The 18962-nt window shown below is 71.1% G+C and carries 23 protein-coding genes; 9 read left to right on the top strand and 14 right to left on the bottom strand.

The annotated features are described in order from the left end of the window. Positions 1-6 precede the first annotated feature (6 nt). Positions 7-291, bottom strand: coding sequence for a GlsB/YeaQ/YmgE family stress response membrane protein (locus tag ACFYSH_RS31790; RefSeq protein WP_359476298.1), 285 nt, complete (start codon positions 289-291; stop codon positions 7-9). Positions 292-506: 215 nt separating this feature from the next. On the opposite strand from ACFYSH_RS31790, the gene ACFYSH_RS31785 reads away from it, so the two are divergent. Beyond that, on the top strand, positions 507-893 hold the full coding sequence (locus ACFYSH_RS31785) for a DUF3099 domain-containing protein (protein ID WP_359476295.1): 387 nt from the start codon (positions 507-509) through the stop codon (positions 891-893). A gap of 218 nt (positions 894-1111) precedes the next feature. Next, positions 1112-1360 carry a hypothetical protein gene (locus ACFYSH_RS31780; protein WP_359476292.1) on the top strand — a complete coding sequence of 83 codons (249 nt, stop codon included), beginning with the start codon at positions 1112-1114 and terminating at the stop codon, positions 1358-1360. Here ACFYSH_RS31780 and moaA read toward each other — a convergent pair. The 3 genes from moaA to ACFYSH_RS31765 all read right to left on the bottom strand — a co-directional run bounded on the left by moaA (position 1343) and on the right by ACFYSH_RS31765 (position 4498). Next, entirely contained in the window at positions 1343-2332 is a 990-nt protein-coding gene (gene moaA / locus ACFYSH_RS31775; protein ID WP_359476289.1) for a GTP 3',8-cyclase MoaA, read from the bottom strand. The two genes, ACFYSH_RS31780 and moaA, sit on opposite strands and share 18 nt — an antisense overlap. Positions 2333-2498: 166 nt before the next feature. Further along, a complete protein-coding gene (locus ACFYSH_RS31770; protein ID WP_359476286.1) occupies positions 2499-4136 on the bottom strand; it encodes a cation acetate symporter in 1638 nt (545 codons plus the stop codon). After that, positions 4133-4498 carry a DUF485 domain-containing protein gene (locus ACFYSH_RS31765; RefSeq protein WP_359476283.1) on the bottom strand — a complete coding sequence of 122 codons (366 nt, stop codon included), beginning with the start codon at positions 4496-4498 and terminating at the stop codon, positions 4133-4135. Before ACFYSH_RS31765 ends, ACFYSH_RS31770 begins: the two co-directional genes overlap by 4 nt. Before the next feature lie 312 nt (positions 4499-4810). On the opposite strand from ACFYSH_RS31765, the gene ACFYSH_RS31760 reads away from it, so the two are divergent. Then, positions 4811-6343, top strand: a complete 1533-nt coding sequence (locus ACFYSH_RS31760; protein ID WP_359476280.1) for a S8 family serine peptidase — start codon at positions 4811-4813, stop codon at positions 6341-6343. Positions 6344-6398: 55 nt separating this feature from the next. On the opposite strand, the gene ACFYSH_RS31755 is transcribed toward ACFYSH_RS31760, so the two are convergent. The 4 genes from ACFYSH_RS31755 to ACFYSH_RS31740 form a co-directional block, all read right to left on the bottom strand. Then, on the bottom strand, positions 6399-7442 hold the full coding sequence (locus ACFYSH_RS31755; protein WP_359476277.1) for a zinc-dependent alcohol dehydrogenase family protein: 1044 nt from the start codon (positions 7440-7442) through the stop codon (positions 6399-6401). A 21-nt stretch (positions 7443-7463) separates the two neighbouring features. After that, on the bottom strand, positions 7464-8144 hold the full coding sequence (locus ACFYSH_RS31750; protein ID WP_388757032.1) for a lysoplasmalogenase: 681 nt from the start codon (positions 8142-8144) through the stop codon (positions 7464-7466). After that, a complete protein-coding gene (locus ACFYSH_RS31745; RefSeq protein ID WP_359476272.1) occupies positions 8141-9025 on the bottom strand; it encodes a sterol desaturase family protein in 885 nt (294 codons plus the stop codon). Before ACFYSH_RS31745 ends, ACFYSH_RS31750 begins: the two co-directional genes overlap by 4 nt. A 271-nt stretch (positions 9026-9296) precedes the next feature. Next, positions 9297-10016 carry a VIT family protein gene (locus ACFYSH_RS31740; protein ID WP_388757029.1) on the bottom strand — a complete coding sequence of 240 codons (720 nt, stop codon included), beginning with the start codon at positions 10014-10016 and terminating at the stop codon, positions 9297-9299. 142 nt (positions 10017-10158) lie between these two features. Here ACFYSH_RS31740 and ACFYSH_RS31735 point away from each other — a divergent pair, with 142 nt between their 5' ends. From ACFYSH_RS31735 to ACFYSH_RS31715, 5 genes are all read left to right on the top strand, one after another. After that, positions 10159-11166: a DEDDh family exonuclease gene (locus tag ACFYSH_RS31735; protein WP_388757026.1), complete on the top strand. Its 1008-nt coding sequence runs from the start codon at positions 10159-10161 to the stop codon at positions 11164-11166. 63 nt (positions 11167-11229) lie between these two features. Then, positions 11230-11463, top strand: coding sequence for a hypothetical protein (locus tag ACFYSH_RS31730; protein ID WP_359476263.1), 234 nt, complete (start codon positions 11230-11232; stop codon positions 11461-11463). A 68-nt stretch (positions 11464-11531) separates the two neighbouring features. Beyond that, complete coding sequence (locus tag ACFYSH_RS31725; protein WP_388757023.1) at positions 11532-12326, top strand: SURF1 family protein; 795 nt, start codon at positions 11532-11534, stop codon at positions 12324-12326. A 71-nt stretch (positions 12327-12397) separates the two neighbouring features. Beyond that, complete coding sequence (locus tag ACFYSH_RS31720) at positions 12398-14191, top strand: glycoside hydrolase family 15 protein (protein ID WP_359476257.1); 1794 nt, start codon at positions 12398-12400, stop codon at positions 14189-14191. Positions 14192-14195: 4 nt separating this feature from the next. After that, the gene (locus tag ACFYSH_RS31715) at positions 14196-14951 is read left to right on the top strand and encodes an SDR family oxidoreductase (protein WP_359476254.1); all 756 of its coding nucleotides are present in this window, start codon (positions 14196-14198) and stop codon (positions 14949-14951) included. A gap of 21 nt (positions 14952-14972) precedes the next feature. Here the strand turns inward: ACFYSH_RS31715 and amaP are convergent, their stop codons facing one another. The 5 genes from amaP to ACFYSH_RS31690 are packed head-to-tail and all read right to left on the bottom strand — an operon-like array spanning position 14973 to position 17303. Then, the gene (gene amaP, locus ACFYSH_RS31710) at positions 14973-15551 is read right to left on the bottom strand and encodes an alkaline shock response membrane anchor protein AmaP (RefSeq protein ID WP_388757019.1); all 579 of its coding nucleotides are present in this window, start codon (positions 15549-15551) and stop codon (positions 14973-14975) included. A 4-nt stretch (positions 15552-15555) separates the two neighbouring features. Further along, complete coding sequence (locus tag ACFYSH_RS31705) at positions 15556-16239, bottom strand: DUF6286 domain-containing protein (protein ID WP_388757017.1); 684 nt, start codon at positions 16237-16239, stop codon at positions 15556-15558. Further along, entirely contained in the window at positions 16236-16589 is a 354-nt protein-coding gene (locus tag ACFYSH_RS31700) for a hypothetical protein (protein ID WP_359476245.1), read from the bottom strand. Before ACFYSH_RS31700 ends, ACFYSH_RS31705 begins: the two co-directional genes overlap by 4 nt. Next, positions 16586-16777, bottom strand: coding sequence for a hypothetical protein (locus ACFYSH_RS31695; RefSeq protein WP_359476242.1), 192 nt, complete (start codon positions 16775-16777; stop codon positions 16586-16588). Before ACFYSH_RS31695 ends, ACFYSH_RS31700 begins: the two co-directional genes overlap by 4 nt. 31 nt (positions 16778-16808) lie before the next feature. Continuing rightward, complete coding sequence (locus tag ACFYSH_RS31690) at positions 16809-17303, bottom strand: Asp23/Gls24 family envelope stress response protein (RefSeq protein WP_359476239.1); 495 nt, start codon at positions 17301-17303, stop codon at positions 16809-16811. Positions 17304-17396: 93 nt separating this feature from the next. Here ACFYSH_RS31690 and ACFYSH_RS31685 point away from each other — a divergent pair, with 93 nt between their 5' ends. Continuing rightward, the gene (locus tag ACFYSH_RS31685; protein ID WP_359476236.1) at positions 17397-18092 is read left to right on the top strand and encodes a hypothetical protein; all 696 of its coding nucleotides are present in this window, start codon (positions 17397-17399) and stop codon (positions 18090-18092) included. Between the two features lie 51 nt (positions 18093-18143). Here the strand turns inward: ACFYSH_RS31685 and ACFYSH_RS31680 are convergent, their stop codons facing one another. Then, on the bottom strand, positions 18144-18935 hold the full coding sequence (locus ACFYSH_RS31680; RefSeq protein ID WP_359476233.1) for an enoyl-CoA hydratase/isomerase family protein: 792 nt from the start codon (positions 18933-18935) through the stop codon (positions 18144-18146). Positions 18936-18962 lie beyond the last annotated feature (27 nt).

Genomic DNA, 18962 nt, shown 5'->3' with positions numbered 1-18962 from the left:
CGGGGGTCAGGTTCGCTGCCTGTTGCCCCGTTTACCTCGGATCGACTGCCAGACCGTGTCGCCGACGCCTACGACGACCACGGCACCGATCAGTTGCAGCACATGGCGGATCCAGTCGATCCCCTTGGTGTCGTTGACCCCGATCCACGTCGCCACCGCGTTACCGAGGATGCTGCCGAGGATGCCGAACACCACCGTCAGCCAGAGAGGGATGTCCTGCTTCCCCGGCAGGATCGCCCGGGCGATCACACCAAGCACCAGACCTACGATGATTGCCCACAACCAGCTCATATCGCCTCCTCGTGCGGCGCGGTAGTGCGCACGTCCGCCCAGTCTCGGCCCGCCGCACGTACGCCGCATGCCGGACAGGGCCGTACGTGGGAGCGCGGTCCGGACCCGGCCTCACGGGACACGCCCCGGCCTCGAATGCGGCGGACGCCGGGCGTACCGTAGGAGCCGCGCCGTCCGGGGAAGTCCGGCACAGAGATCTTGGTGGTGGAAGCACTATGCGGAAGCAGAGCGGCACGGAGGTCTTCCGGATCACGGGCGCCCGGCAGGGTCTTGCCGACGATGTGCGGGGAAGGCAGCGGCGCTACATCATCTCGATGTCCGTGCGCACCGTCGCCGTGGTGCTGGCCGCGACTCTGTGGAATGTCGAGAGGCATGTGGCCGTAGTGGCGCTCGCTCTGGGTGTTCTGCTCCCTTATGTCGCGGTGGTGATCGCCAACGCCGGCCGGGAGAACGCCCCATCGCTCCCTTCGACGTTCGTGCCCGCGCCGATGCGGACCGCTCTCGGCGCGACCTCTGCGGCCGCTCCCGCCGAGCCCGTCACCGAGCCCACCGCGGAGCACGGACCGTCCGGCCAGGGGGGCGGTTCGCGCCCTGCGGACTGAGCGGGAGCGCTCCGCAGAACGCAAGAAAGCTCAGATCAATCGTGCCGTTCCGGTGCACCGGACCCTGACCCCCGTGACATACTTCGTGAGCGCTCCGCATCCCCCGTCGGAGTGACGGACCGACGCCGGGCAGCTCCCCCCGTGGCTGCCCGGCGTCGCCGTTCTCCGGCGGGGATGCGCCGCAAGGGTCCCGGACGTGAGCGCTTAGGGTTGAGGCCGTGAACCTCCCCGCCACTTCCGCCGAGAGCTCCACCGGCGCACCGGTCTGTTCCGCCAAGGGCTGCCGTGCCGATGCCGTATGGGTGCTCGCCTGGAACAATCCGAAACTGCACACACCGGAGCGTCGCAAGACCTGGCTGGCCTGCGACGAGCACCGGGAGCACCTGTCCTCGTTCCTCGGCGTGCGCGGCTTCCTCAAGGACGTCGTGACGCTGGCGGAGTGGGAGTCCTCAGCCACCGATCGCTGACATCGGACGGTCGGGCTGGAGGAAGGTGGGGTCGTCGAGTCCGGAGCCCGCCTTCTTGCCCCACATCGCGAGCTTCCAGATCCTGGCGATCTCCTCGTCCGGCGCGCCGGAGCGCAGGGCGCCGCGCAGGTCCGTCTCCTCACGGGCGAAGAGACAGGTGCGGACCTGGCCGTCGGCGGTGAGCCGGGTGCGGTCGCAGGCCCCGCAGAAGGGCCTGGTCACGGAGGCGATCACTCCGACGCGATGCGGGCCGCCGTCGACGGCCCAGCGCTCCGCGGGGGCGGAGCCGCGCTCCTCGTCCCCTTCCGCGGTGAGGGTGAAGCGGGTGCGCAACGAGGCGAGGATGTCCCCTGCCGTGATCATGCCGTCGCGCTTCCAGCCGTGCTGTGCGTCGAGCGGCATCTGCTCGATGAAGCGGAGCTCGTAGGCGTTCTCCACGGCCCAGGCGAGCAGGTCGGGGGCCTCGTCGTCGTTGAGTCCGGGCATGAGGACGGAGTTGACCTTGACCGGGGTGAGCCCCGCTTCGCGGGCGGCCTGGAGTCCTTCCAGGACGTCTTCGTGCCGGTCGCGGCGGGTGAGCGTCTTGAAGACGTCGGGCCGCAGGGTGTCCAGGGATACGTTGACCCGGTCCAGGCCCGCCGCCTTCAGGGCGGCGGCGGTGCGCTTGAGCCCGATGCCGTTGGTGGTGAGCGACAGCCTGGGGCGGGGCTCCAGGGCGGCGCACTGCTCCACGACGGAGACGAGGCCGGGACGCAACAGCGGCTCGCCACCGGTGAAGCGGACCTCCGTGATACCGAGTGCGGTCACGGCGACACGGACGAGCCGGACGATCTCGTCGTCGCTGAGCAGCTCGGTCTTGGAGAGCCACTGCAGGCCTTCTTCGGGCATGCAGTAGGTGCAGCGGAGATTGCACTTGTCGGTCAGCGAAACACGCAGGTCCGTGGCGACCCGGCCGTAGGTGTCGATGAGCACTGTGGGCCTCCTCCCCCGGTGATGTCCTCGTTCGCGGTCTGAGGTCTCCGAGAGTACGCGAGACCTGTGACATCGAGGGGGCTCGGTTGGCACGAGGCGCGACGGGGCCCCGTCGTAGGTCTCTACGACGGGGCCCCGTGGAGGTGCGCGAGGTGCCGCAGGCGGGTCAGTGGGCTCCGGTGCCGGTGAGGGACTTGACCTCGAGTTCGGCGTACTTGCCCTTGTCCGGCTCCTCCTTGGAGAGGACCGAGCCGACCCAGCCGAGCAGGAAGCCCAGCGGGATGGAGACGAGGCCGGGGTTCTCGAGGGGGAACCAGGCGAAGTCGACGTCCGGGAACATCGAGCTGGCCTTCCCGGAGACGACCGGGGAGAACAGCACCAGGAAGACGGACGAGGCGAGACCGCCGTAGATGGACCAGAGGGCGCCCTGGGTGGTGAAGCGCTTCCAGAAGAGGCTGTAGAGGATGGTCGGCAGGTTGGCCGACGCGGCGACGGCGAAGGCCAGGGCCACGAGTCCCGCGACGTTCAGGTCACGGGCCATGGCGCCGAGCGCGATGGAGACGACGCCGATGGCCACGGTGGCCCACCTCGCGGCGCGCATCTCCTCCTTCTCCGTCGCCTTGCCCTTGCGGATGACGTTGGCGTAGATGTCATGGGCGAAGGAGGACGAGGACGCGAGGGTGAGACCCGCGACGACGGCGAGGATCGTGGCGAAGGCGACGGCCGAGATGACGGCGAGCATGATGGCGCCGCCCGTGGTGCCCACCCCGCCGAGGTACTCGGCGAGCTGTGGTGCCGCCGCGTTGCCCGCCGGGTTCTTGGCCTTGATCTCCTCCGGGCCGATCAGGGCCGCGGCGCCGAAGCCGAGGGCGATCGTCATCAGGTAGAAGGCACCGATGATGCCGATGGCCCAGTTGACCGACTTACGGGCGGCCTTGGCGGTCGGCACGGTGTAGAAGCGGATCAGGATGTGGGGCAGGCCGGCGGTGCCCAGGACGAGGGCGATGCCGAGGGAGATGAAGTCGAGCTTCGAGATGTCGGTGACGCCGTACTTGAGGCCGGGCTCCAGGAAGGCGGCGCCGTGGCCGCTCTTCTCGGCCGCGGTGCCCAGGAGGTCGGAGACGTTGAAGTCGAACTTCCAGAGCACCATGACCGTCATCAGCAGTGCGCCCGCGATGAGGAGCACGGCCTTGACCATCTGCACCCAGGTGGTGCCCTTCATCCCGCCGATGGTGACGTAGACGATCATCAGGACACCGACCAGTGCCACGATGAGGATCTTGCCCGCGTCGCTGGTGATGCCGAGCAGCAGTGAGACGAGGACGCCCGCTCCCGCCATCTGGGCCAGCAGGTAGAAGATCGACACGACGATGGTGGAGACGCCCGCCGCGGTGCGTACGGGCCTCTGCCGCATCCGGTAGGCGAGGACGTCGCCCATGGTGTAGCGGCCCGAGTTGCGCAGCGGTTCGGCGACGAGCAGCAGGGCGACGAGCCAGGCGACGAGGAAGCCGATGGAGTAGAGGAAGCCGTCGTAGCCGAAGAGGGCGATGGCACCGGCGATTCCGAGGAAGGACGCCGCCGACATGTAGTCGCCGGAGACGGCGAGGCCGTTCTGGAAGGCGGTGAACTGCCGCCCGCCCGCGTAGAAGTCCGACGCGCTCTTGGTCTGCCGGCCTGCCCAGACGGTGATGCCCAGGGTCGCCGCGACGAAGACCGCGAAGAGGCTGATGATCAGCGGCCGGTGTTCGGTCGTCGACGACGCGGCGAGCTGGATCACGGTGTGCGATGCGTACCCGGCGCTCATGCGTCGGCCTCCAGACGGGACTTGATGGCCGCCGCCTGCGGGTCGAGCTTGTTCGTGGCGTGGCGTGAGTAGAACCAGGCGATGAGGAACGTGGTGACGAACTGCGCGATGCCGAACACGAAGGCGACGTTGAAGTTCGCGAAGACGATCGTGCTCATGAAGTCGTCGGCATAGCTGGACAGCAGCACGTACAGCAGGTACCAGGCGATGAAGCCGACGGTCAGCGGAAAGGCGAAGGAGCGGTGGGAGCGGCGCAGTTCGGCGAACTCCGCACTGTTCTGCGCCTCGAGGAACGCCTCTGTCGTGGGCTGGACGGGACTGTTGTCCTCAGGGGTCTGGGGCGGCGGTGCTTCGGTGGCCACGGATTCTCCTCGCGACGCGGGTGCGGTGGTGGGAAGGGTGGGTTTCACGGGAGGTCCTCTGCGTTGCCGGGTGGCGAGGGCTGGATGCGCGACTCCCTGTGCAACGGCACGGAGAGCACGACGCAGCGGTTCACCGCAGGTTCGGTCTTCTCCGGCCGGGCCCCGCGCACGCGACTCGCGGAGGTCACACCTCGAACTCACTTACCCATTTCCGTTGATACACCGGGATGATCAGCGATAACTTCACTGGTCATGTACCGGACCGGACACGCCTGTGTCCGGCTCCACCGGCACGGATGATGTGGAGAACCCATGGCTCATCTGGCATCCAGGCGGACTCGCGTACTCACGCTGCCCGTCGGACTCGCGCTCACGGCCTCGCTCGGCTTCCTCCCGACGGGGACCGCGGCCGCGGCACCCGCGGACGAGCCGACGGCGGCGGTTCGCACGGACGGCCCCCAGTTGTCGTACGTCGTGAACACGCGGGCGGGTCACGGCACTGTCAAGCAGGTGCGGAAGGCGATATCAGCGGCCGGCGGAACCGTCGTGACGTCGTACGACAAGATAGGCGTCATCGTCGTCCACTCGAAGAACCCGGACTTCGGCGCGACGATCCGCAAGGCCAAGGGCGTCCAGTCGGCCGGCGCCACACGCACCAACCCGATCGTTCCGCAGGCGACGAAGGACATCGGGGTCGAGCAGCCCCTGACCGCCGCACAGGCGCGGGCGGCATCCGCGGACGCGGTGGCGGGCCAGGACGCGCTGGAGCCCCTGCAGTGGGACCTGCCCGCCATCAAGGCGGACAAGGCGCACGAGAAGTCGCTCGGCAGCAGCAAGGTCACGGTCGCCGTCATCGACACGGGTGTGGACGACACGCACCCGGACCTGGCCCCGAACTTCGACCGTGAGGCCTCGGTGAGCTGCGTGTCCGGCGCCCCGGACACCACGGACGGCGCCTGGCGGCCCGCGGCCGGTGAGAGCGACCACGGCACGCACGTCGCGGGCACCATAGCCGCCGCGAAGAACGGCACCGGCGTCACCGGCGTCGCGCCGGGAGTGAAGGTCTCCGGCATCAAGGTGTCCACGCCGGCCGGATTCTTCTACGCCGAGGCCGTCGTCTGCGGCTTCGTCTGGGCCGCCGAGCACGGCGTCGATGTGACCAACAACAGCTATTACACCGACCCGTGGCTGTTCAACTGCAAGAACGACCCGGACCAGGGCGCCCTGGTCGATGCGATCACCCGCGCCACCCGCTACGCGGAGGGCAAGGGCGTCGTCAACGTCGCCGCGGCCGGCAACTCCGACCACGACCTGGCGCTCGACGCCATCGAGGACACGACGAGCCCCAACGACACGACGACGGTCACGCGTACGGTCGACCCGAGCGCCTGCCCTGACATCCCGACCATGCTGCCGGGTGTCGTGACGGTCTCCGCGACCGGTGCGAAGAACCTCAAGTCCTCGTACTCGAACTACGGCCTCGGGGTCGTCGACGTCGCCGCCCCGGGCGGTGACTCGACGCGCTACCAGGCGCCCGAGGCGCCGGCGGACAACGGTCTGATCCTGTCCACGCTGCCCGGCGGCGGATTCGGCTACAAGGCCGGTACGTCGATGGCGTCCCCGCACGTCGCGGGTGTCGCGGCCCTGATCAAGTCGACCCACCCGCGCGCCTCGGCGGCCGGGGTGAAGGCGCTGCTGACGCACCAGGCCGACGCCACCGCGTGCGGCGCGCCGTACGACATCGACGGTGACGGCACCGTCGACGCGGTCTGCGAGGGCGGCAAGCAGTACAACGGCTTCTACGGAGCCGGTGTCGTGGACGCGCTGGACGCGGTCCGCAAGTAGGACGTGCGGGAGGGGCCGGGACAGTCGTCCCGGCCCCTCCCGTGTGCGGCTGCCGCTACGGCGTGATGAGGACCTTGAGCGCCGTGCGCTCGTCCATCGCCTTGTAGCCGCCCGGCACCCCGTCCAGCCCGACCGACAGGTCGAAGACCGGCGACGGGTCGACCGTGCCGTCCAGCACGTCGGGGAGCAGCTCCGGGATGTACGTACGTACGGGGGCGACGCCGCCCCGCAGCGCGATGTTGCGGTCGAACATGTCGCCGAGGTCGACCCCGGTGCCGCTGCCGTGCGGGACTCCGACATAGCCGATGGAACCGCCGTCGCGGACGATGCCGATGGCCGTACGCATCGACTGCTCGGTGCCCACCGCCTCGATCACCCCGTGGGTGCCCTCGCCCCGCGTCAGTTCCCGTACGGCCGCGAGCGCCGCCTCGCCGCGCTCGGCCACGACGTCCGTGGCTCCGAAGGCGCGCGCGATGTCGGTACGGGCCCGGTGGCGGCCCAGCGCGATGATCCGTTCGGCGCCGAGCCGCTTGGCCGCCATGACACCGCACAGGCCGACCGCGCCGTCGCCGACGACCGCGACGGTGCTGCCCGGCTTCACGCCCGCGCCGAGCGCGGCGTGGTGCCCGGTGCCCAGGACATCGGAGAGTGCCAGGAGCGCGGTGAGGAGCCGGTCGTCGGACGCGGCCGCGGCCGGGAGCCTGACCAGGGTGCCGTCGGCGAACGGGACGCGGACGGCCTCGCCCTGACCGCCGTCGGAACCGGCCGATCCCCAGAAGCCGCCCTGGGGGCAGGAGGTGGGGAGTCCTTCGGCGCAGTACGTGCAGGTGCCGTCGGACCAGACGAAGGGGGCGACGACGAGGTCGCCGACGGCGAAGCCCCTGACCCCGGAGCCCGCCTCCTCGACGACGCCGAGGAATTCGTGGCCGATCCGCTGCCCGGGCTGCCGGGCCGACTCCCCCCGGTAGGCCCAGAGGTCACTGCCGCAGACGCAGGCCCGCAGGACCCGCAGCACCACGTCGGTGGGCTGCTGGATCACGGGGTCGGGCACCTCCTCGACACGGATGTCGTGAGGGGCGTGGATGACGGTGGCGCGCATGCGGGGTGATCCTCGTTCGTCTCAGATTCTGATACCCCTTTCACGGTACGCCCCGGGGGCGGCGCCGGTGGAATCCGCCGTTCCGCTCAGCGCTCCCCGGGTGAGCAGGTACTGCGCCGCCAGGTAGGTCAGCATGATCCAGAAATCGTGGGCGGGGAGCTGCGGCCGGTCCGCGATGCCGGTGGCGATGAGGCCGTCGGAGAGCAGGAAGAGCGCGCCGCCGAGCGCCGCGTACCGGCCGAGGGCGCCCGCGCGCCAGGCCATGACCGTGAGCAGCAGGCCGTAACCGGTCAGCGGGATCCGCAGGTCGCCCGGCAGACCGGGCCACAGGAACGCCAGGAAGGCCACGAGCGCGGCGGCGTACGCGAGGCCTGCGGCCGGCCGGAGCCCGGCGCGGCCGAAGAGCAGGAGATAGCAGACGTGACCCACCGCGAAGCAGCCCATCCCGGCAAGGAAGGCGGCTTCCGAGTCGGGCATCAGCAGCACGTCCCCGGCCCAGCCGCACAGCAGCGCGGCGACGAGCAGGCGGGGGCCGCCGCGCGCCGCCGCGCAGGCGGCGAGCAGGGGCATCAGCAGCGGCTTGGCCACCAGGTGGGCGGTCTGCACCCCGGCCAGCAGCCCGGCCAGGTCCACGGCGGCCACGGCAAAGAAAGCGACGAGCAGCGGGCGTACGAGTCGGGGCGCACCGGCGCGGACCGTCATGCGGTGCGCTCGGCGGCGGTGTGCGGCTGGGCGGTCGCGCCGGTCGTGCGGGCCGGTTGCCAGCCCGGCCCGCGGAAGATCCGTCCGGCCCGCTCGCCCCAGGTCGTGGCCGCCCGTACGTCACGGGCGATGGCCGCGTACTCGTGGGTGGCGACGCGGAACGGGTTGTGGGTGGCGATGTTCTTGGTGAGGCCGAACACGGGCCGTTCGGTCTCGGCGGTGAAGGAGCCGAAGAGCCGGTCCCAGACGATGAGGATCCCGCCGAAGTTGCGGTCGAGGTAGCCGCCCTGGGAGGCGTGGTGCACCCGGTGGTGGGAGGGCGTGTTGAGGACGTACTCGAAGGGCCGGGGCAGCTTGCCGACCCGTTCGGTGTGCACCCAGAACTGGTAGACCAGGTTCGCCGAGGAACAGAAGGCGAGCGCGGCCGGGTGCACGCCCAGGGCGATCATCGGGAGGTGGAACGGCCAGGAGGTGAGCGAGGTCCAGGGCTGACGGAGGGCCGTGGTCAGGTTGAACTTCCGGCTGGAGTGGTGGACCACGTGGCAGGCCCAGAGGATCCGGATGACGTGGTGGCCACGGTGTGACCAGTAGTAGAAGAAGTCCTGGGCGAGCAGCATCAGCAGGACCGTCCACCACAGGACGGGGACGCGCAGCGGGGTCAGTTCGTACAGGGCCGCGTAGATCGCCACGACCGGTATCTTCCACAGCAGGTCGAAGGCCAGGCTGCCCAGCCCCATGGTGACGCTGGTGGCGGCGTCCTTGGCGTCGTACCCGGCGGCCTCGTCGTCCGGGTGGAGGCGGTACGACACCATTTCGAGGACGGTGAGCAGGACGAAGGCCGGGATCGACCACAGCACGACATCGGGCAGGTTCGGCTCCATGCGAGCACCGTAGAGCCGCCCGAGGTGCCGGGCATAGACGTTGTTACCCACAAGTATGTGAGACATGGCGTCATGAGCGTTTGGTGGGTTCCGCCAACTGCCCCGCCGTGGGATTTCCGGCAGGCGCGTCGTCGAGGGGGAGGATCACGCGTGTCACGTACGGAAGTTGCCTCGGCGCGCTCGCTCATCGAGGTGGTTCTCAGCATGCGCCCAGGTTTCCGTGATCCGAGCCCGCCCGCGCGCCTCCTGTCGGACACGCAGGGGTCCGCCCTCACACCCCCGCCGCCCCCAGCAGCGTCCCCACCCCGTAGGTGACCGTCATCGCCACCGCTCCCCCGGCCACGTTCCGCAGGACCGCCCGCCCCGCCGGCGCCCCGCCCAGGCGTGCGCTCCACCACCCCGTGAGGGCCAGCACGGCGAGCACGGACAGCACGGTGACGAGTAGCCTCGCCGAGGACGGCGGCAGCACGATCGCCAGCAGGGGCAGCAGCGCGCCCACCGTGAAGGCCAGGAAGCTGGCGCCGGCCGCGTGCCACGGGTTGGTCAGCTCGTCCGGGTCGATACCCAGCTCGACCTCGGCGTGGGCGCGCAGTGCGTCCCGTCGGGTGAGCTGGACGGCGGCCTCCCGGGCGAGGTGGTGGCTCAGCCCTTTCTCCTCCAGCAGTCCGGTCAGCTCGGCGAGCTCGGCTTCGGGGGTCTCCTCGAGCTCGCGCTTCTCCGTCGCCAGCGCGGCCCTCTCCGCATCGCGCTGGGTGGACACCGACACGTACTCGCCCGCCGCCATCGACAGGGAGCCCGCGAGCAGGCCGGCCAGGCCGGCCGTCAGCAGGGCGGAGCGGTCCCCGGTGGCACCGGCCACTCCGACGACGAGACCGGCGGTGGAGACCACCCCGTCGTTGGCGCCCAGCACCGCGGCCCGCAGCCAGTTGAGCCGGGTGCCGAGCCCGTTCCGGTGAGGTTCGTCGTGCGTCTGCGCCTGGGGGTCCGTCACCCGGGGAGCGTCTCATCGACCCCTCCCCGGACGCATCCCGACCCGCGGTTGCCGCGCCCGGGGACAACTGCTCACCCGTGCCGACGGGTTCACGGGCGGGACCGCCCGGATAGGTCGCTGTCGGTCCCGGCCCGTATTCTCTGTGACCATGCTCGACGACCGTCAGACCGCAGCGCCGTGGCCGGCCGCGTATCCCCAGGGGTACGCGGTCGTCGACGTGGAGACCACCGGACTCGCCCGCGACGATCGGATAGTGTCCGCTGCCGTGTACCGCCTGGACGCGAGAGGCGAGGTCGAGGACCACTGGTACACCCTGGTGAACCCCGAGCGGGACCCCGGCCCCGTCTGGATCCACGGGCTCACCAGCGAGGTCCTGGAGGGCGCGCCCCTCTTTCCGGAGATCGCCGCGCAGTTGTCCGAGCGGCTCGCCGGACGGGTGCTCGTCGCCCACAACGCCGCGTTCGACTGGTCGATGATCGCCCGGGAGTACGCACGCGCGGCGGTCACCGCCCCCGTCGAGCAGCGGCTGTGCACCATCGCGCTGTCCAAGGAGCTCCGTCTCCCCCTGCCCAACCACAAGCTGGAGTCGCTGGCCGCGCACTTCGGTGTGGTGCAGCAGCGCGCGCACCACGCGCTCGACGACGCCAGGGTGCTGGCCGAGGCGTTCCGTCCGAGCCTGCACGCGGCGGCCCGGGGTGGTGTGCGTCTTCCGCTGCTGGAGTGCCGTCCGCTGACGGAGTGGTACGACTCCCCGGTCACCCCGCGCGCCGGTTACCGGCCGTCGCAGGGACAGGGCAGCTGGCGCCCCTCACGCAAGCGGCCCGCGTGCCCGTACCCCAACCCCGGACGCTACGAGTCGGACAAACCTCTCATGCAGGGCATGCGGGTGGCCTTCTCCGGGGACACCTCGATCGAGCGGGAACTGCTGGAGGACCGCGCCGTGGAGGCCGGCCTGCACGTGGCGACCAGCGTGTCGCGGCTGACGAGCCTGCTCGTCACCAACGACCCGGACTCGGCGACGTCCAAGACGGTGAAGGCGAAGTCGTTCGGCACCCCGGTCCTGGAGGAGAGCGCCTTCACCCATCTGCTGAGGGATGTGGCACCGGCCAGGACGGTCGCCGTGCCGAGACCGTCGCCGTCATCGGAGTGAACCGGGGGCGACTCGCCCCGCACCCGCTCGCCCGCCGCCACCCGGCGTCCCACCCTGTGGCGCATGGCACGTTGTGAGGTTTGCGGAAACGACTACGGGATGTCCTTCGAGGTGCACGCGCAGGGCGCGATCCATGTCTTCGACTGCTTCTCGTGCGCCATTCACCGCATGGCGCCCATCTGTGAGCATTGCCGGGTCCAGGTCATCGGCCAGGGCGTCGAGGTCGACGGCCACTGGTACTGCGGCGGCCACTGCGCCCGCGCCGAAGGAAGGGCGGGCATCGTGGACAAAGTATGACGGGGTCTCCCGTCCGCACGGGGGACCCTCCGTGCCGCACCCCATGACCCGAGTTGTACGGTCATGGGGTGTACCGCTTCCTGTTGACCCGGCAGTGGGTGATTCTCACCCTCCTCGTCCTCGCCATGATTCCCACGATGGTGGAGCTGGGTTTCTGGCAGTTCCACCGGCACGAACACCGGGTCGAGCAGAACGCGCTGATCACACGGAACCTCGAGGCGGACCCGGTTCCCGTCACCCGCCTCACCTCTCCCGGGCACACGGTCCCCCGCTCCGACTACTGGCGTGCCGTGACGGCCACCGGGACGTTCGACACGGAGCACGAGGTGGTCGTACGCCGCCGTACCTCGCAGGACGAGCGCATCGGCGTACTGGTCCTGACGCCCCTGGACCTCAAGGGCGGTGGCACCGTCCTGGTCAACCGCGGCTGGGTCCCGGCCGCAGCCGACCAGCAGTCCTTCCCCGAGGTCCCCGCGCCGCCGAGCGGTGAGATCACCGTCACGGGCCGGCTCAAGGCGGACGAGACGACGAGCGCCAGCGGCATCAAGGACCTGGAGGGGCTGCCGGACCGCCAGGTGATGCTGATCAACAGCTCCCAGCAGTCGCAGCTGCTCGAGCGTCCGGTGCTGGGCGGATACCTCGAGCTGACCGCCCCCGAACCCGCGGACGGCAGCCCCGAGACGATCGCCGCACCCGACGACGGCTCCATCGGCCCCCACATGGCGTACGCCGTCCAGTGGTGGCTCTTCGCCGCCGGGGTCCCGGTCGGCTGGGTCATTCTCGTACGCCGTGAGAAGCGCGACCGCGAAGAGGCGGCCAAGGACGGCGAGACCACGGCGCAGCCGGAGCCGGCCACCGCCTGAGTACGTCACACCGGTCGGTTCGCACCGGCCGAGCTGCTTAGCGGCGCCCATGTTCGGGAAGACGCCACAGCGTGACCCCACCTATCGAGGACTACGCCGTCATCGGCGATCTCCAGACGGCCGCCCTGGTCGGCAGGAACGGTTCTGTCGACTGGCTGTGTCTGCCCCGCTTCGACTCGGGCGCCTGCTTCGCGGCTCTGCTCGGTGACGAGGAGAACGGCCACTGGCGCATCGCTCCCCAGGGAACGGACAGCACGGAGACCTGCACCCGGCGCGCCTACGTCGACGACTCCCTGGTCCTGGAGACCTTCTGGGAGACCAGGACCGGGACCGTGAAGGTCATCGACTTCATGCCGCAGCGCGACAAGGCCCCCGACGTCATGCGGATCGTCGAGGGCGTCAGCGGCAGCGTCGACATGAGCTCCGTCCTGCGGCTGCGGTTCGACTTCGGCTCCGTGGTCCCGTGGATGCGGCGCTCGCACGGTCACCGGGTGGCCGTCGCGGGCCCGGACTCCGTCTGGTTGCGCAGCGAGCCGCCGGTGAAGACATGGGGCCAGCAGTTCAGCACGTGCTCCTCCTTCACGGTCTCCGAGGGCGAGTCCGTGGCGTTCGTCCTCACCTGGCACCCCTCGCACTCCCCGCGCCCGAAGCTGATCGACCCGCACAAGTCCCTCAGGCACACCCTCGCCGACTGGGCGAAGTGGTCGGCTCGGTGCACCTACCGTGGCAGGCACCGGGAGGCGGTGCTCCGCTCCCTGATCACCTTGAAGGCACTCACCTACGCCCCCACGGGCGGCATCGTGGCGGCCCTCACGACCTCGCTGCCGGAGGAGATCGGGGGCGTGCGGAACTGGGACTACCGCTACTGCTGGTTGCGGGACTCCACGCTCACTCTGGCCGCCATGGTCTCGGCCGGGTACGTCGAGGAGGCGGCCGCGTGGCGGGACTGGCTGCTGCGGGCCGTGGCCGGCGACCCCGCCGACCTCCAGATCATGTACGGGCTCGCCGGTGAGCGCAGACTCCCCGAGACGGAGCTGCCGTGGCTGAAGGGCTACGAGAATTCGTTGCCGGTCCGCACGGGCAACGCGGCGGTGCGGCAACAGCAGCTGGACGTGTACGGCGAGGTCATCGACTCGCTCAGGCTGGCCCGCGACGCCGGGCTCGACGACAAGCCGCACGCCTGGAAACTGCAGCTCAGCCTGCTCGGTTTCCTGGAATCCTCCTGGCGCGAGCCGGACGAGGGCCTGTGGGAGGTCCGCGGCCAGCGCCGGCACTTCGTGCACTCCAAGGTGATGGCCTGGGTCGCGGCCGACCGTGCGGTGCGCAGCCTGGAGGAGAACCCGGAGCTGCCGGGTGACGCCGACCGGTGGCGGGCGATGCGGGACGCCGTGCACGCGGAGGTCTGCGAGAAGGGCTACGACCCCGTGCGCAACACCTTCACCCAGTACTACGGATCACAGGAGCTGGACGCCTCGACGCTGCTCATCGTGCGCACCGGCTTCCTGCCGCCGGACGATCCCCGGGTGATCGGGACGGTCGACGCGGTGCGCGACGGGCTCGCCCACGACGGTCTGATCCGCCGCTACAGCACCGAGGGCGTGTCGGTGGACGGTCTCCCCGGCGACGAGGGGGCGTTCCTCGCGTGCTCGTTCTGGCTGGTCGACGCCCTGCTGCGGACGGGCCGGAGGGACGAGGCGGAGGTTCTGTTCGACCGGCTGCTGGATCTGCGCAACGACGTGGGGCTGCTGGCCGAGGAGTACGACCCGGTGGCCGGTCGCCAGCTCGGCAACTACCCGCAGGCGTTCAGCCACATCGGGCTGGTGAACAGCGCGGTCGACCTCGCCCGCGAGGACTTGGCAGGATAGGGCCATGGATCTTGGACTGAAGGACCGTGTCTACATCGTCACCGGTGCGACCCGCGGGCTGGGCAACGCCACCGCGCAAGCGCTCGCCGCCGACGGCGCGAAGGTGATCATCTCCGGCCGGGACGAGAAGAGTGCCGCCGAGGCCGCCGCCGAGCTGGGCCCCGACGCGGTCGGGCTCGCCGCGGACAACGCCGACCCGCTGGCCGCCCGGCGGCTGGTGGACACCGCGAGGGAACACTTCGGCCGACTGGACGGCATCCTCATCAGCGTCGGCGGCCCCGCGCCGGGCTTCCTGGCCGACAACACGGACGACCAGTGGCAGTCGGCCTTCGAGTCGGTCTTCCTCGGTGCCGTGCGCCTGGCCCGTACGGCGGCCGAGACCCTCGGCGAGGGCGGTGTCATCGGCTTCGTCCTGTCCGGGTCGGTGCACGAGCCGATCGCCGGTCTGACGATCTCCAACGGGCTGCGCCCGGGGCTCGCCGGCTTCGCCAAGTCCCTCGCCGACGAGCTGGGCCCGCGGGGCATCCGGGTCGTCGGGGTGCTGCCGGCCCGGATCGACACGGACCGGGTGCGCGAGCTGGACGCCCTGTCCGGCGACGCCGAGGCGTCCCGTACGGCCAACGAGGCGCGCATCCCGCTGCGCCGCTACGGCACCCCGGCGGAATTCGGGAGGACCGCGGCCTTCCTGCTCTCGCCGGCCGCCTCCTATCTGACGGGCATCATGGTGCCCGTCGACGGCGGCGCCCGGCACGGGTTCTGACGGCCCGCCGACGTCGGGCCGTCAGCTCACCCGGCCCGCGCGGTGCTTGACCGCCTTCAGACGGACCTCGGCGGGCAGCTCGTCCAGCCCCGCCGAGGTCCGCGCGTGAGTCAGTGCCCCTTCGGAGAGTCCACGCAGCGCCACGCTCGGGGCCGCGTGCGGTTCCATCAGCAGCCGGATCCGGGCCCGCGGGGCGGTACGTCTGCCGGTCAGCGTGGCCTTGGCGTCGGAGACCCCGTCGAGGGAACCCGCCTCGTCAGCGAGCGCGCCTTCCAGGGCCCTGCCCCGCAGCAGAGCGCTGTCGCCGTCGCCGCTGTCGACCAGCACCTCGGTGAGGCGCCCGCGGCGCACCTGGGCGAGGAGCCACCACAGCGCGAGGACCACCAGGACGGCGAGCACCGCGATGACGGTGGGCCACCACCAGCCCTCGTCCCGCCATCTGGTCCGGTCGGCGGTGCTGAGCAGCACGTCGTCCTTGCCGCCGAAGGGCCACCAGGAGGGTACGGACAGGCCGAGACCCGCCGCGAGGACGGCGCCGCCGAGGACGAGGAGGATCAGCCCTGCCAGGCCGAGCAGGACCCGGTTGACGGTCTTGATCACGGAATCACCCCTTCTTCGCCGGGCGGCGTACGTGCACGGAGAGGCCGGGCGGCCGTGCCAGGCCGAGTTCGCTGACGGCCCGGCCCAGGACGGTGTCCAGGTCGGCCCTGACGTCGTCGAGTGCGCGGAAGTGCGAGACGGCCCGCACGGTCGCCTTCCGCCGGCTCGTCCTCACCCGTACGGACTGCACTCCGGACACCTCCACGGCCCGGTCGCGCAGGACGAAGCCGGCGGCGTTCTGGTCGAGTCCGGCCTTCACACCCGCGTGCCGGCGGCTCATGGGGAGCAGGGCTCGCAGGCCGGGGGTGAGGGCGAGGACGAGCAACCAGAGACCGAGCGCGGCCGCCAGAGCGGATCCCGCGAGGACCCATACGTCGTCGAGGTGACGGCTCGCCAGGTCCTCGGCGGCGGAGCGCCGCCACTGCATGGCCGGGTGGTCGGCCCGTACCGCCGCGATGTCGTAGAGCAGAAGCCCGGCACCGCCGAGGACGATCAGGGCGACCAGTGCCGCGGGGATCCTGCGCCCGGACCAGAACCGGCCCGCGTGGCCGCCCGAATGCCTTACGGGGGCCCGTTCGTCGGTCGAGCCGGACGCGGACCGGTCCATCTCGAGCACACCACCGGATGGCGCCGGTTCTACGGCGGGCAGGCGCCGCGTACCGTCCTCCGGGCCGTGAGGCTCGCTCATCGGATGCTCCCCTCCGGTACGGTGCCCGCTCCCGACGGATGCAGCCGTTCGACCCGCACCGCCACTTCGGGCACCTCCATCCCCGCCAGTGCTTTCACCCGCTCCGCCACATGACGACGCACCGCCCCGCACTGACGGCCGATGTCGCTCGGGTAGCCGAGGTCGAGGCTGACGCGCACGCGCGCGGTGTCACGGTGGACGGTGACGGTGGCGCGCGGTGCGGCGGCGTCCGGGGGCCGCTCGTCGACGGCCTCCTTCGCCGCCTGCGCGGCGATCTTCGCGACGACCCGGTCGGCGATCCGGGTCTGCCCTCGCCCGGCCGCTTCGACCTGGCCTGTCACTCCCGTCACCGTCGCCGGTCGCCGCGCTCGCGACTCCGGAAGAAGTCGCCGGGCTCCAGGTCGCCGTCCAGGAGGCGGCCGGCGACGAAGCCGACCGCACCCAGCGCGGCCACCAGCAGAAAGGCCCCGAATCCGCCGAAGTATCCGGCGAAACCGAGCGCCATGCCGGCCATGAGGCCGACCACAGCCATGCTCATCGTGTGCTCCTCAACTGCCAGCGTGGAAGGTCTACTGGACGCGGGACTCGGACTCGTCCTCGTCGTCCTCCTCGTCGGGCAGTTTCACGTCGCTCACGGCGATGTTGACCTCGACGACTTCCAGGCCGGTCATGCGCTCGACCGCCGCGATGACGTTCTCGCGCACGTCGCGTGCCACCTCGCTGATCGCCACGCCGTAGTCGACGACGATCTCCAGGTCGAGAGCGGCCTGTGATTCGCCGACCTCCGCCTTGACGCCGCGGGACACGGACTTGTTGCCGCCGGGAACACGGTCGCGTACGGCGCCGAACGTCCGGGAGATGCCGCTGCCCATCGCGTGGACCCCGATGACGTCCCGTGCCGCCATTCCGGCGATCTTCTCGACCACGCCGTCGGCGATGGTCGTGCGGCCACGGGTCGCGGGGGCTCCCCCGCCGCGCTTGCTCAACTGACTCTGTCTGCCGTCGTCCCCGCCGGACACGCCGCTGGAGCTGTCGGGCCGGTTCCGCTGCGGGCTCTCGGTCATCGCCGCACTTCCCTTCGGGGCGGAGTGAACTTCCGTGACCCACAGTAAGTGCGCTTGCCCCGTTCCGCCCCGCGGATGGGGCAGGGTGGAGCAATGACAACGGCTGACAGCCCGCACCGGGCCGACGGATGGACCGCTGCCGTACGCCAAAGGCTCGGCCTGGGCAGACTGCTCCCTCTGGGCGACCCCGCCGACGGTTCCTGGATCGCGGAGAGTGCGGCGGCGGCGGTGCTGCGCGAGGCCGTCGCCGGGTCGGGAGCCGTGGTGGGAACCCTCAGGATCGCCCCTGCCGACGAGGAGCACGCCCAGGACCCGGTGGTGCCCGGCCCTCCCAGCGCGCTGCCGCCCGGACCGCTGCGGATCGAGGCCGGTTTCTCCGCGACGGCACGGCGGCCCCTGACCGTCACCGCGGACGCGTTGCGCGCGGCCCTGCTGACGGCGGCGGCCCAACGGCTCGGCCTGGTGGTCGACGCCGTGGACCTCCGGGTGACGGAGCTGCTGGAGGAGGAGCCCCGCCCCGTCGCGGAGGTGCCCGTCGCCATCCGCGCGGTGGAACCCGAAGGGGCCGCCGGCACCGCGGCGGCCGGGGTACCCGGTGTCGTCGCCCTGACGCGGGTGCTGGGCAGTGCGGTGCAGCACACGGAGGGTCACGTCCGGGTCGAACTGGCGACGGCCCAGGACCACCGGGCGCTCGATGTGGCGCGGGCGGTGCGCGGGGCCGTGGCCGAGGCCGCGGAGGGCCGCCCGACGGTCGCTGTGCTGATCACGGCCGTCATGGACCGCGGCTGACACTGCCCCACGCCGTCCGGCGAGGGGCAGTGCGCGGCGCGAGCGCGGCCGTCAGTCGGCGACGCCTGCGAGGTCACGCAGACGACGGCCCTGGGCGGCCCGCTCGGCGATGCGCTGCTCCTCGTACGTACGCGAGAGGGCACCGCTCAGCAGGGCCTTGGTCTCGACGACCGCGTCGCGCGGGGCGGCGAGCAGTGCGGCGGCCAGATCGCGGGCTGCCGCGTCGAGCTGGTCGGCGGCGACCACGAGGTTGGCGAGACCGGTGCGCTCGGCCTCCTCGGCGTGTACGAAGCGGCCGGTGGCGCAGATCTCGAGCGCGCGGGCGTACCCCACCAGGTTCACCAGGGGGTGGGTGCCCGTCAGGTCGGGAACGAGACCGAGACTGGTCTCGCGCATGGCGAACTGCACGTCCTCCGCGACGATCCGCAGGTCGCAGGCGAGGGCGAGCTGGAAGCCGGCACCGATCGCGTGCCCCTGGACGGCCGCGATCGACACGATGTCGTTGCGGCGCCACCAGGTGAACGCCTCCTGGTACTCGGCGATGGTCGCGTCGAGCTCGTCCTCCGAGCCGCGCGCCATGTCGAGGAAGGACGGCTCGCCGTCGAAGCCCTCGGGTGCGAAGGCCTGCCGGTCGAGGCCGGCGGAGAAGGACTTGCCCTCGCCGCGCAGCACGACGACCCGCACGCTGCCGGGGAGCGCTCGTCCGGCCTCTGTCAACGCCCGCCACAGAGCGGGAGACTGAGCGTTGCGCTTGGCCGGGTTGGTGAGCGTCACCGTGGCAACCGCGTCTTCGACGGTGAGCCGTACGCCGTCCTTGTCGAGCACAGGGTCGAGCGAGGTCATGGAGCGCCTCCGGATCGGGTGCTGTCA

This window comes from Streptomyces sp. NPDC005791 (genome assembly GCF_042871485.1).
Classification (GTDB): Bacteria; Actinomycetota; Actinomycetes; order Streptomycetales; family Streptomycetaceae; genus Streptomyces.
The sequence above is the reverse complement of the archived record's forward strand: the minus strand, read 5'-3'. Positions and strand labels throughout refer to the sequence as shown.